The following is a 14,091-nucleotide window of genomic DNA, read 5'->3' as shown; positions in this document are numbered from 1 at the left end:
TCGCACCCGGGCACCTTCATCTGATGGCGGTGTCCGGGCCGGGGTTTCCGGCGGTCACCCAGCAGGATGGGCCGCGTACCGTCCGTGTCGATCTCAGGGGGACCGTCCGTCATGCAACCGCGTGTGTTCGCCGTCGTCACCGCCGTCCTGCTGGCCGCACTCGGCCTCGGGTCCGTCGTGGTGACCGACTGGACGCCCGGCACCGCCACCGCCGCCATCGCACCCGGCACCCCGCCGGGCACCGCCCCCGGCCGGACCGGCGCCGCACCCGGCAGCCCGAGCGCCGCCGCCTCCCCCACCGGCGACCCCGCGGTCTGGACCCGCAGCACCCTGCGCAACAAGCTGATGGCCGAGATGGACGCCAGCGACCCCGGCGTCGCCCTCGCCGACCTCGACAAGACCACCAAGGAGAAGCCCTACACGGTGCGCTTCTGCCACCCGATCGCCCACGAGCTCGGGCACGCGGCAGTGCAGCGCTACCACCAGGACTTCCAGAAGGTGATCTCCTTCCCGCACGAGACCTGCGCGGCCGGCTACCTGCACGGCGCGGTCGAGGAGATGCTCGCCAACTCCAAGGACCCGCAGCACGACATCCTGTCGCTGTGCGCCCCCGCCAACACCGGCCCCTGCATCCACGGCGTCGGCCACGGCATCATGTTCGTCACCAAGCAGGACATCCCCGCCGCCCGCGACCTGTGCAACAAGTTCCCCAGCGAGAGCCGCCGGATCACCTGCTCCGAGGGCGTCTTCATGCAGCTCTTCGCGCCCGACGAGGAGGACGAGAAGGCCAAGGCGAACCTCCCCGCGGACAAGCTCGCCGCCGAGCCGCTCTACCCGTGCCCCGAGCAGCCCTCGCTCTTCCAGTCGGCGTGCTACTTCTACGCCCCGACCTTCTACCTGTCCTCGCACGACTACGCCAACCACCCCGAGGTCTTCGCGCAGGCCCTGCAGTGGTGCCTGCAGGCGGGCGGCGGCGGCAACGACTGCAGCCGGGGCGTCGGCTCCCGCACCATGAAGTACAACCTGGACCGCGAGGACTGGGCGGCGCAGCAGTGCGCCACCGCGAAGGACGCCTGGCAGCGCAAGGCCTGCACCCAGGGGCTGGTCAGCTACTACACCGTCAACTACACCGAGTCCGGCGCGGCCGCCCGGCTCTGCGGCAAGATCACCAACAAGGAGATCCAGGGCTACTGCCGCGCCGCGGGCGGGATGTCCGCGACCCTGGACTGACGCCTCGTCAGGACCCGTGCGGCTCCCCCGGCCCGGCCCGGGCGGGGCCGCACGGCGTTTCCGGACCCGGGACTCCCGGCCCCCGCCCGGAGGACTCCGCCGGGGCCGGCCGACAGCGGGGAGCAGGGCCGGGCTCTCCGTCCCGCCCGTCTCCCGCCCGGAGGGCGTCAGCGCCGGCGCGCGGTCAGGACCAGGTGGGTGGCGACGCCGAGCAGGAGGCCCCAGAACGGGGCGGCGATGCCGGCGACGCTCATGCCGGAGGCGGTGGCGAGGAAGGTGACCACCGCGCCGTCGCGGCCGGACTCGTCGGCGACCGCGGCGGCCAGGCTGCCCTGGAAGGCGGCCAGCAGGGCGACGCCGGCGATCACCGCGATCAGGGCGTGCGGCAGGCCGGTGAACAGGGCGACCAGCATGCCGCCGAAACTGCCCACCAGCAGGTACAGCGCGCCGGCGGACATCCCGGCCACGTAGCGGCGGCGCGGGTCGGGGTGGCTCTCCAGGCTGGTGCAGATCGCGGCGGTGATCGCCGCCAGGTTCACGCCCGGCGAGCCGAACGGCGCGAGCAGCACCGACAGTCCGCCGGTCGCGGTGATCAGCAGCCGGTCGTCGGGCTGGTAGCCGGCGGCCCGCATGATGCCGAGGCCGGGCGCGTTCTGCGAGGCCAGCGCGACGATGGTGAGCGGCAGCGCCAGGCCGACCAGCGCGGCCCAGGAGAACGCCGGCACGGTGAACACCGGCCGGACCGGGCCGCCGCCGCCCAGGTGCAGCGGCAGCCCGACGGTGGCGGCCGCGAGCACCGCGCCGGCCACCAGCGCCACCGGCACCGCGTACCGCGGGAGCAGCCGCTTGGCGAGCAGGAACGCGGCGAAGCTGCCGAGCACCAGCACCGGCGCGGCCCGCAGTTCGGTGAAGATGCCCGCGCCGAAGGTGAACAGGATGCCGGCCAGCATCGCGTTGACGATCCCCACGGGTATCGCCCGCATCAGCCGCCCGAACAGCCCGGTCACCCCGAACAGCGCCGTCGCCACGCTGCTGACCAGGAACGCGCCGACCGCCTCCCGGTAGGGGTACGCGCCGAGGCTGACCACCAGCAGGGCCGCGCCGGGCGTGGACCAGGCGGTGATCACCGGGGTGCGGGTCCACCAGCTGAGCAGCAGGCAGGTCAGGCCGCTGCCGATGGAGACCGCCCAGATCCAGGACGCGGTGTGCGCCTGGTCGAGCCGTCCGGCCGCGGCGGCCGCCAGCACCACCACCAGCGGGCCCGAGAAGGACACCGCGATGCACACCAGCCCCGCGAGCAGCGCCGGGGCCGACACGTCCTGCCGCAGCGACCGCCGCCCCTCCCCGTCCCGCCGTTCCCGATCCGTCCCGACCCGCGTCACCGTCCGCTGTTCCGTCACGCGGGCAGTATGGCGGAGCCGCGGCCCTGGCGGCCGGGCGCCGATGCCTCCCGCATACGATCGACCTCGTGAACGATGACTTCAGGAGTGCCGCGCAGGCGGCTGCGGAGCTGGTGGCGGACTACCTGACGGGCCTTCCGTCGCGGCCGGTGTGGCAGCCGATGGACCCGGCCGAGCGCACGGCTCTGCTGGACCTCGAACTGCCGCAGGACGGCGTCGACTTCGGCGAGCTGCTGAAGACCGTCGAGGAGCGGTTCATGCCGCACCCGATGGGCAACGGCAGCCCGCGGTTCTTCGGCTGGGTGAACTCCTCGCCGCAGCCGGCCGGCGTGCTGGCGACGCTGGCGGCCTCGGCGATGAACCCGAGCTCGGCCGGCGGCGACCACGCGGACGTGCACCTGGAGCGGGCGGTGGTCCGCTGGATCGCCGAACTGGTCGGCTTCCCGCACCCGGCGGGCGGCGGGCTGCTCACCTCGGGCACCTCGATGGCGACCATCGTCTGCCTGGCCGCCGCCCGGAACCGCGCCGCCCAGCGGGCGGGCCACGACGTCCGGGCGGACGGCCTGGCGGGCCTGCCGCCGCTGGTGGGGTACGTGACCGGCGAGGCGCACAGCTGCGTGCGCAAGGCCGCCGAGCTGCTCGGCCTGGGCAGCCGCCACCTGCGGGTGGTGGGCACCGACGCGGACGGGCACCTGGACCTGGCCAGCCTGGCGGAGGCGATCGACGAGGACCGCGCGGCCGGCCGGCTGCCGTTCCTGGTGGTGGCCTCGGCGGGCACCGTCGGCACCGGCGCGGTCGACCCTTTCACGCCGATCGCCGACCTCGCCGAGCGCGAGGGCCTGTGGTTCCACGTCGACGGCGCGTACGGCGCGTTCGGGGTGCTGGACGAGACGATCGCCCACCGGTACGAGGGGATGGAGCGCGCCGACTCGCTCGCGCTGGACCCGCACAAGTGGCTGGGCGTGCCGGTGGACTGCGGCTGCGCGCTGGTCCGCGACGCCGAGCAGCTGCGCGGCACCTTCAGCCTGGTGCCGTCCTACCTGCGCGACGACGCGGCGGGCGACCTCGGCTGGTTCTCCGAGTACGGCACCGAGCAGACCCGGCCGTTCCGCTCGCTGAAGGTGTGGGCGTCGATCGCGCACCGTGGCCGCTCGGGCGTGGCCCGGGACGTCGCGCACTGCACCGCGCAGGCCCGGCAGCTCGGCGGGTGGGTCGAGGCCGACCCGGAGCTGGAGCTGCTCGCGCCGGTGGAGACCTCGATCGTCGCCTTCCGGTACCGCCCGGCCGGGGTCGACGAGGCGGTCGTCGAGGAGCTCAACCGGCGGCTGCCGGTTGCGGTGCAGCTGCGCGGGCGGGTGTTCCTGACCGGCGCGGTCTACCGGGGCACCGAGGTGCTGCGGGCCTGCCTGCTGAACGCCACCACCACCGAGGCGGACCTGCGGCTGCTGCTCGACGAGGTGAAGGCGGCCGGCGCGGAGTTGCTCACCTCTCTCGGGCGGAACTCCTGACACCCCGTCACTCGTCAATGTCTGCGTACCGGTCGGATCAGCGCTGATCCGGGGGAAACCGGTTCGCGCAGACATTAACCGTGAGGTCACGGGGGATTCGTGATCGTGAAACAGCGGAGCGCCACCATGCTGGCATGGAGAAGACGGCGTACACCGAGCAGAAGCACCGGAACACCAGGATGCGCGGCCAGCGCTGGCGGCGGGAGACGACCGAGTTGGCGGCGGTCTTCGCCGCCGTCGCGGCGGCCGACCTGGTCGCCAACGTGGTGGTGCACGGACACGACGGGCCGGTGCTGCTGGTCGCCTCGGCGGCGGCCATGCTCGCCACGGCACTGTTTCGCGGGTGGCTCGCCCACCGGCACCCGCACGGACCGCCGGCACCCGACACCCCCGCACCGCCCGGCGGGGTCGCGGTGAGCGGCGACGCCGGGCGCGGCGACGGCGCGGCGGACGGCCTGGACGCCGGCGGGGAGAGCACGCTGTGGCGGCTGCGCACCAGCGTGTCCGACGAGCCGGGCAGCCTGGCCCGGGTGTGCAGCGCGCTGGCCGAGCGGCGGGTGAGCATCGTCTCGATGCAGGCGCACCCGCTGCCGGACTTCACGGTGGACGAGTTCATCGTGCGGGCCCCGAAGGCGCTGCCGCGGACCGAGCTGGCGGCGGCAGTCGCCGCGGGCGGCGGCTGGGACATCTGGACCGACCGGGCCGACCCGCACGAGCTGGTCGACGTGCCGCGCCAGGTGCTGGCGCTGGCCACCCGCACCGCGCTGGACGCGGCGGAGCTGCCGGTGGCGCTCCGGCAGCTGTTCGGGCGCACCGCGATCCGGCAGTTCCCGGGCCGCGGCGACTCCACCCCGGCCGGCGTGGAGGGGCACACCATGCGGCTGCCACTGCCCGGCGGCGACCTGCTGGAGCTGTCCCGGCCGCAGCTGCCGTTCACCCCGACCGAGTTCGCCCGGGCCCGCGCCCTGGTCGAGCTGGACACCGTCCTCGGCCCGCGGGTGCCGCAGGTCGCGGCGCGGATCTCCCGCCCGGCCGGGGACGACCTGACGGTGCGCCGGGCCACCCCGGAGGACAAGCCCGCGGCGCTGGCGATGCACGCCCGCTGCTCGCCGGAGTCGCTGCGCCGCCGCTACCACGGGCCGGTGCGGGACGCCGACCGCTACCTGGACCACCTGCTCGACCCGCGGCACGGCCAGACCCTGGCGGTGGAGACCGCGCAGGGCCGGCTGGTGGCGCTGGCGCACCTGATGTGGGACGACGAGGGCGCGGAGATCGCGCTGCTGGTCGAGGACGCCTGGCAGCGCCGGGGCCTGGGCGTGGACCTGGTGCGCCGGATGGCGGCGCTGGCCCTGGAGGCGGGCGTGCGCACCGTGTACGCGGTGACCACCTCGTCCAACACCGGGCTGATCTCCACCATGCGCCGCCTGGAGGCGCCGCTGGACTACCAGGTGGAGGACGGCACGCTGGTGATCACGGCGCACCTGGCGGAGGCGGCGGAGAAGCTGCCGGCGCCGTGGGCGGCCCGCTGACGGTGTGACGGCCCCGGGCGCGGAGCGGGTGCTCCGTACCCGGGGCCCGTCCGGGTGCGGCTCGGGTTCGGATGTCGCCCCTGCTCAAACGTCCGGGCGGGAGTGGGTAGGCTGAGCCCGTCCCTGCCGCCCGTGGGCCGTCGAACGGCCCGGGCGGTGCCGCAGCAAGGAGGAACCCCTGAGCATGCCAGGCACCGATTCGGAAGCCGCGCGCGACGCCTCGCTGCCCGCACGCGCAAAGATCGCCGTGACGGCCGGCCGGATGGCCGCCGCGCTGTCCCAGAAGGCTGGTCGCGGCAGTGGGTCGGTGATCGGCGGCAAGGTCGCCCTGAAGCTGGACCCGGACCTGCTGGCCACCCTGGCCGAGCACCTGGACGTGGTGCTGGTGAGCGCCACCAACGGCAAGACCACCACCACCCGGCTGATCGCCGAGGCGCTGCGGGCGGCCGGCCCGGTGGTCTCCAACGCGCTGGGCGCGAACATGCCGGCCGGCATCACCTCCGCGCTGGCGGGCGGCTCGGACGCCAAGTTCGGCGTGATCGAGGTGGACGAGAAGTACCTGCCGATGGTCGCCCGGGACACCCGGCCGAAGGCCATAGCGCTGCTGAACCTCTCCCGCGACCAGCTGGACCGCGCGGCGGAGACCCGGATGATGGCGGAGAAGTGGCGGGAGGGCCTGAAGGACACCGACGCGGTGATCGTGGCCAACGCCGACGACCCGCTGGTGACCTGGGCCGCCTCGTCCTGCAAGAAGGTGGTCTGGGTGGCCGCCGGGCAGGCGTGGAAGGAGGACGCCTGGTCGTGCCCGTCCTGCGGCGGCGTGATGCAGCGTCCGGGCGACGACTGGTTCTGCGGCGACTGCGGCTTCCGCCGCCCGAACCCGCACTGGGCGCTGCAGGGCACCCACGTGATCGACCCGCACCGGGGCGCCTGGCCGATCCAGCTGCAGCTGCCGGGCCGGGCCAACCTGGCCAACGCCACCTCCTCCGCCGCGGTCGCCGCGGTCTTCGGGGTGGCCCCGCAGGTCGCGCTGCAGCGGATGCAGTCGGTGACCGCGGTGGCGGGCCGCTACGACGTGGTGCAGTTCCACGGCCGGGACGTCCGGCTGCTGCTGGCGAAGAACCCGGCCGGCTGGCTGGAGACCTTCTCGCTGATCGACGGCCCGCCCGCCCCGGTGGTGCTGTCGGTGAACGCGCTGGACGCGGACGGCACCGACACCTCCTGGCTGTGGGACGTCGACTACGAGCGCCTGGCCGGCCACCCGATCTTCGTGATGGGCCAGCGCAAGCTCGACCTGGCGGTCCGGCTGGAGGTGGCCGGCCTGCAGTTCCAGGTCGTCGACACCCTGGCGCAGGCGGTGGACGCCGCCCCGGCCGGCCGGATCGAGGCGATCGCCAACTACACGGCCTTCCAGCAGCTGCGCAAGGCGGTCGTCGCCTGATGACCGATCAGCCCTACCAGCAGTACGGCGAGCAGTCGTACGGCGAGCAGCAGCAGTACGGCACCCAGTTCGGAAGGTCTTCGAGGATGAGCGAGAGCAGCCTGCGGGTGGTCTGGGTCTACCCGGACCTGCTGTCCACGTACGGCGACCGCGGCAACGCGCTGGTCGTCGAGCGGCGGGCCCGGCAGCGCGGGCTCGGGGTGCAGCGGATCGACGTGCGCTCCGACCAGTCGGTGCCGACCAGCGGCGACATCTACCTGATCGGCGGCGGCGAGGACCGGCCGCAGCGGCTCGCGGCGGAGCGGCTGCGCAGCGATGGCGGGCTGGTCCGGGCCGCGGAGAACGGCGCGATCATCTTCTCGGTCTGCGCCGGTTTCCAGATCCTCGGCCACGAGTTCGTCAACGACCTGGGCGAGCGCGAGCAGGGCCTGGGCCTGCTCGACGTGTGGACCACCCGCGGCGAGGGCGCCCGCTGCGTCGGCGACGTGCTGGCCGAGGTCGACCCGCAGCTCGGCCTGCCGCAGCTGACCGGCTTCGAGAACCACCAGGGCGTCACCCACCTCGGCGAGGGCGTCACCCCGCTGGCCACCGTGCAGGTCGGCCGCGGCAACGGCACCGGCGACGGCACCGAGGGCGCCTGGCGGGAGACCGTCTTCGGCACCTACCTGCACGGCCCCGTGATGGCCCGCAACCCCGCCGTCGCGGACCTGCTGATCAAGCTGGCGCTGGACGTCAACGCCCTGCCGCCGGCCGACACGACCTGGTACGAGGCGCTGCGCGCCGAGCGGATCGCCGCCACCAGCCGCCCGGCGTGAGCCGTGGGCGGCTGACCGCGATGTGGTCAGCCGCCCCGCGACGGGCCGGATTCGTAGAACAATAGAGAAGCTCGGACGCACCACCCTCCTCGGCGGCCGGGCCGCAGTTACGTGAGGTGCGTCGAGGATGCCGCTCCCGCGTCGGTTTCCGCCTGGCCGGACGCAGGGACCGTATGCTGTGCAGCAGGTCAGTTTCGGACGCTATGTCCGATCCCCACCCACCAGTCCGGCCGTCCGATCTCCTCGGGAGTTGGCAAAGCAATGCGAATTGGTGTCCTGACCAGCGGCGGTGACTGCCCCGGCCTGAACGCCGTCATCCGGTCCGTGGTCCACCGGGGGGTGGTCGACCACGGCGACGAGATCATCGGTTTCGAGGACGGCTGGCGCGGTCTCCTGGAGGGCGTGCACCGCCCGCTGACCCTCGAGTCGGTGAACGGCATCCTGGCCCAGGGCGGCACCATCCTGGGCTCGTCCCGGGTGCAGCCCGGCCACCTGCGGGACGGTGTCGAGCGGGCCAAGAAGTACTGCGCCGACCTCGGCATCGACGCGGTCATCCCGATCGGCGGCGAGGGCACCCTGAAGGCCGCGAAGCTGATGAGCGACGCGGGCCTGCCGGTGGTCGGCGTGCCGAAGACCATCGACAACGACATCGCCTGCACCGACGTCACCTTCGGCTTCGACACCGCCGTGTCGGTGGCCACCGAGGCGCTGGACCGGCTGAAGACCACCGCCGAGTCGCACCAGCGCGTGATGGTCGTCGAGGTGATGGGCCGTCACACCGGCTGGATCGCGCTGAACGCCGGCATGGCCGCCGGTGCGCACGCCATCGTCGTCCCGGAGCGCCCGTTCCACATCGACAAGCTGACCGAGGTCGTCCGCGAGCGCTTCGACCGGCAGAAGAAGTTCGCCATCGTGGTCTGCGCCGAGGGTGCCAAGCCCGAGCCCGGCACCATGCCGTGGGAGGAGGGCACCAAGGACATGTACGGCCACGAGCGGTTCACCGGCATCGCCACCCAGCTCTCCCGCGAGCTGGAGCACCGCCTCGGCAAGGAGGCCCGTCCGGTGATCCTCGGCCACACCCAGCGCGGCGGCACCCCGACCGCCTACGACCGGGTGCTGGCGACCCGCTTCGGCTGGCACGCGGTGGAGGCCGCCCACAAGGGCGCGTTCGGCCACATCACCGCGCTGCAGGGCACCGACATCAAGCTGGTGCCGCTGGGCGAGGCCGTCGCCGAGCTGAAGACCGTCCCGGCCGAGCGCTACCTCGAGGCCGAGACCGTCGTCTGACCGGTCCGTCCTACGGCCTGACGAACCGTCGGGGGCGCGTCGCGGTGTTCCGCCCGCGCCCCCGGGGTTAGCCTCCGGGCATGGAGATCCTCGCCTACGGAGTGCAGTCCGACGAACGTCCGCTGCTGGCCGCCGCCCTGGACACCCACCGGCTGCGGATGCTGGACGTCTTCCTCACCGCCGACACCGCCCCGCTGGCGGCCGGCTTCCCCGTGGTCTCCAGCAGCGTCAACGACGCGCTGGACGCCGAGACCCTGGGCCTGCTCGCGGCCGGCGGCACCAAGCTGATCGCGCAGCGCTCCACCGGGTTCAACAACATCGACCTGAAGGCCGCCGGGAAGCTCGGCCTGACCGTCGCCCGGGTCTCCTACTACTCGCCCTACTCGGTCGCCGAACACGCCTGGACCCTCGCGCTGGCGGTCAACCGCCGGCTGATCCGCTCGGTCAACCGGGCCCGCGAGTTCGACTTCCGGCTCGACGGCCTGATGGGCCGCGACATCCACGGCATGACCGTCGGCGTGATGGGCACCGGCAAGATCGGCGAGTGCTTCACCCGGATCGCGGCCGGCTTCGGCACCACCCTGCTCGGCTGGGACGTCGCCCCCAACCCCGCGTGCGAGGCGCTCGGGATGCGCTACGTCGACAAGGACGAACTGCTCGCCGCCGCCGACCTGGTCTCGCTGCACGTCCCGCTGCTGGACGCCACCCACCACCTGATCGACGGCGCCGCGCTGGCCCGGATGAAGGACGACGCGATCCTGGTCAACTCCAGCCGCGGCGGCCTGGTCGACGCCACCGCCCTGGTCGAGACGCTGCGCGCGGGCCGGCTGGCCGGCGTCGGCCTGGACGTCTACGAGGAGGAGGCCGACGTCTTCTTCACCGACCGGTCCGTCCAGGGCATCACCGACGACACCCTGGCCCGGCTGATCAGCTTCCCGCAGGTCCTGGTCACCTCGCACCAGGCGTACTTCACCCGCACCGCGGTCGGCCAGATCATCGACGCCACCGCCCGCAACGTGCAGGACTTCGCCGCGGGCCGCACCAACGACAACACCCTGGTGCCGGGGGCGCTGACCGGCGGCCCGTAAGCGCCGCTTAGGCTTTGGTCCGAACGAACCGGACCAAACCGGACCGCCGCTGCGCCGCGGAGCCGGACGGCATGGACGAAAGCGGGGCCGCCCGATGGGCGACGGCATGGCAGGGATGCACCACCACGGGGGCGGAGGGCTCCGGCCCTTCACCGTCTCCCGAGCCCTGGAGTGGTCGCCGGACTGGCCCTACCTGGTCTTCTGCGCGCTCGCCCTCGGCCTCTACCTGGCCGGCGCGGTCCGGCTCTGGCGCCGCGGCGACAAGTGGCCCATCGGCCGGCCGATCGCCTGGACGGCCGGCGTCGCCACCGTCTTCCTGGTCACCAACACCGGCCTCAACGACTACGGCATGGTGCTGTTCAGCGCCCACATGATGCAGCACATGGTGCTGTCCATGCTCTCCCCCATCCTGCTGCTGCTCGGCGCCCCCATCACGCTCGCCCTGCGCGCGCTGCGCCCCGCCCGCAAGGGCAGCGGCCGCGGCCCCCGCGAGCTGCTGGTGGCGCTGCTGCACAGCCGCTACGTCCGGGTGGTCTCGCACCCGGCGTTCACCATCCCGGCGTTCATCGCCAGCCTGTACGTGCTCTATTTCACGCCGCTGTTCGACTTCCTGATGCAGTACCGGGTCGGGCACCTGGCGATGATGGGCCACTTCCTCGCGGTCGGCATGCTGTTCTTCTGGCCGATCATGGGCGTCGACCCGGGCCCGCACCGGCCCGGCTTCGTGCTGCGGATCATCGAGCTCTTCATGGGGATGCCCTTCCACGCCTTCTTCGGCGTGGCCGTGATGATGGCCACCGGCCAGCTCGTCACCACCTTCTCCGCGGGCGCCGCCCCGCCCGGCACCGACCTGCACGCCGACCAGCAGATCGCCGGCGGCATCACCTGGGCGTTCGGCGAGATCCCCACCGCGATCGTGCTCATCGCGCTGACCCTGCAGTGGGCCAAGTCCGAGGAACGCCAGGCCCGCCGCCGCGACCGCGCCGCCGACCGGGACGGCGACAAGGAGCTGGCGGCGTACAACGACTACCTCGCCTCGCTGAACCGGGCGCGCTGAGCCCCGGACCCGTCGCGACCCTGATCCGCCCGAGGAGGGAGCCCCCTCCTCGGGCGGATCTCTGTCTGTCAGCCGATCCCCTGCCGGTCGGGCTCGAGCGCGAACGCGCGGTTCTCCGGATCGGGCACCGCCGCGGCGACCGCGCGGTCCAGGAGTTGACGCTGCCGCAGCAGCGGCGGGCGCCGCTCCTCGGGGGTGATCCGCAGCAGGTCGTCGAGGGCGGCGACCAGGCGGCGGGTGACCTGGGGGTGGCCGGAGCCGCAGATCCGGATCTCCGTGAAGGCCAGGTCGACGGTGGCCTGCCAGCCGGGCACCGACTGCACCAGGCGCACCGCGCCGTCCTTGTCGCGGTGCTGGAGCTCGCCGAGCGGCAGCGGGGCGAGCACGGCGATCAGCTGGTGGATCCGGTCGACGGCCTGGACGGCGGTGGTGGGGTCGTTGATGGCGTGCGAGAGGGCGCGGATGGCGATGTCGACCAGCTGCCGGAAGCCGAAGCTGAGGTCCTGGTGCATGGTGCGGTCGACGCCGACGTTCAGCGCGGTGGTGATCCGGCGCGGCCGGGGCGGGGTGCCGCCGACCACCACCACGGTGGGGGTGCCGGTGGCGATGAAGTCGCCGATCCGCGGGATCAGGTGCAGCACGGTGTCGTGCCGCCGCGCGACCCGGACCAGCCAGCGGATGTTGACGTCCCGCAGCACCCCGGCCCGGCCCTCGTGCAGCAGGGTGAGGCCGACCGGCGGCGGGGCGTCGGCGGGGGCGAGGTCGGGGGCGAGCCAGCGGTAGTCCTGCAGCACCGCCAGCGACTCGCGGGTGACCCGGTCGATCACGTGCGGGACGCGCAGCAGCCGCAGGGTGGCCTGCACGTACAGCACGAACAGCGCCAGGCTGAGCATCACCAGGAGCAGCGCGACCACGGTGGAGACGATCGGCACCGAGATGGCGCGGGCCGGGTCGGTGGTGTCGTCGTAGCCGAGCTGGACCAGCAGCGTGAAGACGAAGGTGGCCAGGCAGGTGGCGAAGGTGGCCTTGGTGAGCCGGCTGCGGACGTACAGCCGCAGCACCCGCGGGCTGAACTGGCTGGCGGCCATCTGCAGCGCGACCAGCGAGATGGAGAACACCACGGCGATGAAGGTGAGCATCGCCGAACTGACCGTGGAGACCACGCTCTTGGCCGCCGAGGTGAAGGACAGCAGGTTGTCGGCGGTCTGCGAGGCGGTGGCCTCCTCGAAGATCGCCCGGTCCAGCATGTCGGTGAGCCCGGCCAGCAGGATCGCGCCGAGGCAGGTCAGCAGCGGCGCGAACCAGAACGACTCCCGCAGGTGCTCGCGCAGCGGCGACAGCGCCCGGTACTTCGGCCGGCGTCCGGCCGGCGGGGGCGGGGCGGGGGGCTGCGGCTCGCTCATCGGGTCAGGCTAACCGCGCGCGCCGCGCGGGCCCGGTCCGGCACGCGCGCCCCGCAGGCCCGGTCCGGCACGCGCGCTTCGCGGGCCAGGTGCGGCACGCACACCGCTTGACGCCGTGTCAGCTTCCGCCACACTTTGTTGTCATGTCACCTCAAAGACGTTCAGGCGGCCCATCCTGCTCGCTGACCGGCCGATCACCGGGCCGTCCGACCGACGAGGGGACCGCATGAACCTCCGCCGCACCGCCGCCGCCACCGCCGTGCTCGCCGCGACCTTCCTGATCCCCACTCGGTTCGGCGGCGCCGCCGACGCCGCCACGCCCGCCGAGCTGCCGTTCGCCTCCACCACCGGCGTCGGCATCCACAACACCTACGACCCGGCCGCCTTCGGCTTCCTCGCCCAGTCGCTGGACACCGGCACCTCGATGATCGAGCTGGACGCCTGGACCGACACCATCACCAAGGAGTGGAAGGTCAGCCACTCCAACCCGCTCGGCAACTCCAACAACTGCGTCAACGCCTCCACCCCCGCCCAGCTGTACACCGGCGGCGCCAACAAGAACCTGGAGAGCTGCCTGGACGACGTCCGGGTCTGGCTGGCCGCCCACCCCACCGCCGGCCCGCTGACCGTCAAGCTGGAGCTGAAGGCCGGCTTCGCCGCCAGCAGCGGCATGGGCCCGACCCAGCTCGACTCGCTGATCGCCGCGCACCTGGGCAGCGCCGCCTTCCGCCCCGCCGACCTGCTCGCCAAGCCCGGCGGCGGCAGCTACGCCACCCTGGACGACGCCGCCCGGGCCGGGAACTGGCCGAGCCGCGCGAGCCTGGCCGGCCGCGCCCTGGTCTACGTCATCCCCGGCACCGTCGAGGAGGGCAACCCCTTCGACACCCTGCACACCGACGTCGAGGAGGCGCGCCACCTGCGCGACCTGGCCGCCGCCGGCCGGATCGGCGACGCCCGGGTCTTCCCCGCCGTCCACGGCGCGGCCGCGGGCGACCCGCGCACCGGCTACTCCGAGACCACCATCCGCCCCTGGTTCGTGGTCTTCGACGGCGACGCCGCCGCGTACCTGAACGGCATCGACACCTCCTGGTACGACACCCGGCACTACCTGGTCAGCATGACCGACGCGCAGAACGTCGCCCCCGCGATCAGCGCCACCGACCCGACCGCCGACCAGGCCCGCGCCCGCGTCACCCAGCTCGCCGGCGCGCACGCCACCCTGGTCTCCTCCGACTGGCGCCACCTGCCCGAGGTGCAGTCCCTGGTCCTGCCCCGCGGCTGACCACCCGCGAGGTCGTATTGTCACATTCGCCCGTGTCGGTGACGAATCATC

At 73.4% G+C, this 14,091-nt stretch carries 11 protein-coding genes; 9 read left to right on the top strand and 2 right to left on the bottom strand.

Features of this window, described 5'->3' with window-relative positions; genetic code table 11:
• Window positions 1-111: 111 nt before the first annotated feature.
• Window positions 112-1,230: a hypothetical protein gene (locus tag ACWD4U_RS10910; protein ID WP_363459151.1), complete on the top strand. Its 1,119-nt coding sequence runs from the start codon at window positions 112-114 to the stop codon at window positions 1,228-1,230.
• Between the two features lie 167 nt (window positions 1,231-1,397).
• On the opposite strand, the gene ACWD4U_RS10905 is transcribed toward ACWD4U_RS10910, so the two are convergent.
• Window positions 1,398-2,630, bottom strand: coding sequence for a benzoate/H(+) symporter BenE family transporter (locus ACWD4U_RS10905; protein WP_363459150.1), 1,233 nt, complete (start codon window positions 2,628-2,630; stop codon window positions 1,398-1,400).
• Window positions 2,631-2,698: 68 nt separating this feature from the next.
• Here ACWD4U_RS10905 and ACWD4U_RS10900 point away from each other — a divergent pair, with 68 nt between their 5' ends.
• From ACWD4U_RS10900 to ACWD4U_RS10870, 7 genes are all read left to right on the top strand, one after another.
• Entirely contained in the window at window positions 2,699-4,138 is a 1,440-nt protein-coding gene (locus tag ACWD4U_RS10900; protein ID WP_363459148.1) for a pyridoxal phosphate-dependent decarboxylase family protein, read from the top strand.
• A 134-nt stretch (window positions 4,139-4,272) separates the two neighbouring features.
• A complete protein-coding gene (locus tag ACWD4U_RS10895) occupies window positions 4,273-5,667 on the top strand; it encodes a GNAT family N-acetyltransferase (RefSeq protein WP_363459146.1) in 1,395 nt (464 codons plus the stop codon).
• A gap of 184 nt (window positions 5,668-5,851) precedes the next feature.
• Complete coding sequence (locus tag ACWD4U_RS10890; protein ID WP_363459144.1) at window positions 5,852-7,108, top strand: MurT ligase domain-containing protein; 1,257 nt, start codon at window positions 5,852-5,854, stop codon at window positions 7,106-7,108.
• A gap of 86 nt (window positions 7,109-7,194) precedes the next feature.
• Window positions 7,195-7,923, top strand: coding sequence for a type 1 glutamine amidotransferase (locus tag ACWD4U_RS10885; protein WP_363459190.1), 729 nt, complete (start codon window positions 7,195-7,197; stop codon window positions 7,921-7,923).
• A 261-nt stretch (window positions 7,924-8,184) separates the two neighbouring features.
• Window positions 8,185-9,210 (top strand): 6-phosphofructokinase, encoded by a 1,026-nt coding sequence (locus tag ACWD4U_RS10880; RefSeq protein ID WP_363459143.1) that lies wholly within the window; start codon window positions 8,185-8,187, stop codon window positions 9,208-9,210.
• Window positions 9,211-9,290: 80 nt separating this feature from the next.
• Window positions 9,291-10,298: a 2-hydroxyacid dehydrogenase gene (locus ACWD4U_RS10875; RefSeq protein ID WP_363459141.1), complete on the top strand. Its 1,008-nt coding sequence runs from the start codon at window positions 9,291-9,293 to the stop codon at window positions 10,296-10,298.
• 115 nt (window positions 10,299-10,413) lie between these two features.
• Window positions 10,414-11,355, top strand: coding sequence for a cytochrome c oxidase assembly protein (locus tag ACWD4U_RS10870; RefSeq protein ID WP_363459140.1), 942 nt, complete (start codon window positions 10,414-10,416; stop codon window positions 11,353-11,355).
• A 68-nt stretch (window positions 11,356-11,423) separates the two neighbouring features.
• On the opposite strand, the gene ACWD4U_RS10865 is transcribed toward ACWD4U_RS10870, so the two are convergent.
• Entirely contained in the window at window positions 11,424-12,758 is a 1,335-nt protein-coding gene (locus ACWD4U_RS10865) for a DUF2254 domain-containing protein (RefSeq protein ID WP_363459138.1), read from the bottom strand.
• 226 nt (window positions 12,759-12,984) lie between these two features.
• On the opposite strand from ACWD4U_RS10865, the gene ACWD4U_RS10860 reads away from it, so the two are divergent.
• The gene (locus tag ACWD4U_RS10860) at window positions 12,985-14,040 is read left to right on the top strand and encodes a phosphatidylinositol-specific phospholipase C domain-containing protein (protein WP_363459137.1); all 1,056 of its coding nucleotides are present in this window, start codon (window positions 12,985-12,987) and stop codon (window positions 14,038-14,040) included.
• The last annotated feature ends 51 nt before the right edge of the window (window positions 14,041-14,091 follow it).

It is taken from the genome of Kitasatospora sp. NPDC002522, assembly GCF_053595195.1.
This window is presented reverse-complemented; position numbering and strand designations above follow the sequence as displayed.

Excerpts from the sequence above, each read along its gene's own strand:
- ACWD4U_RS10890 (WP_363459144.1), top strand. The coding sequence starts at position 5,852 with ATGCCAGGCACCGATTCGGAAGCCGCGCGCGACGCCTCGCTGCCCGCA.
- ACWD4U_RS10860 (WP_363459137.1), top strand. The coding sequence starts at position 12,985 with ATGAACCTCCGCCGCACCGCCGCCGCCACCGCCGTGCTCGCCGCGACC.
- ACWD4U_RS10870 (WP_363459140.1), top strand. The coding sequence starts at position 10,414 with ATGCACCACCACGGGGGCGGAGGGCTCCGGCCCTTCACCGTCTCCCGA.
- ACWD4U_RS10875 (WP_363459141.1), top strand. The coding sequence starts at position 9,291 with ATGGAGATCCTCGCCTACGGAGTGCAGTCCGACGAACGTCCGCTGCTG.
- ACWD4U_RS10865 (WP_363459138.1), bottom strand. The coding sequence starts at position 12,758 with ATGAGCGAGCCGCAGCCCCCCGCCCCGCCCCCGCCGGCCGGACGCCGG.
- ACWD4U_RS10880 (WP_363459143.1), top strand. The coding sequence starts at position 8,185 with ATGCGAATTGGTGTCCTGACCAGCGGCGGTGACTGCCCCGGCCTGAAC.
- ACWD4U_RS10885 (WP_363459190.1), top strand. The coding sequence starts at position 7,195 with ATGAGCGAGAGCAGCCTGCGGGTGGTCTGGGTCTACCCGGACCTGCTG.
- ACWD4U_RS10895 (WP_363459146.1), top strand. The coding sequence starts at position 4,273 with ATGGAGAAGACGGCGTACACCGAGCAGAAGCACCGGAACACCAGGATG.
- ACWD4U_RS10910 (WP_363459151.1), top strand. The coding sequence starts at position 112 with ATGCAACCGCGTGTGTTCGCCGTCGTCACCGCCGTCCTGCTGGCCGCA.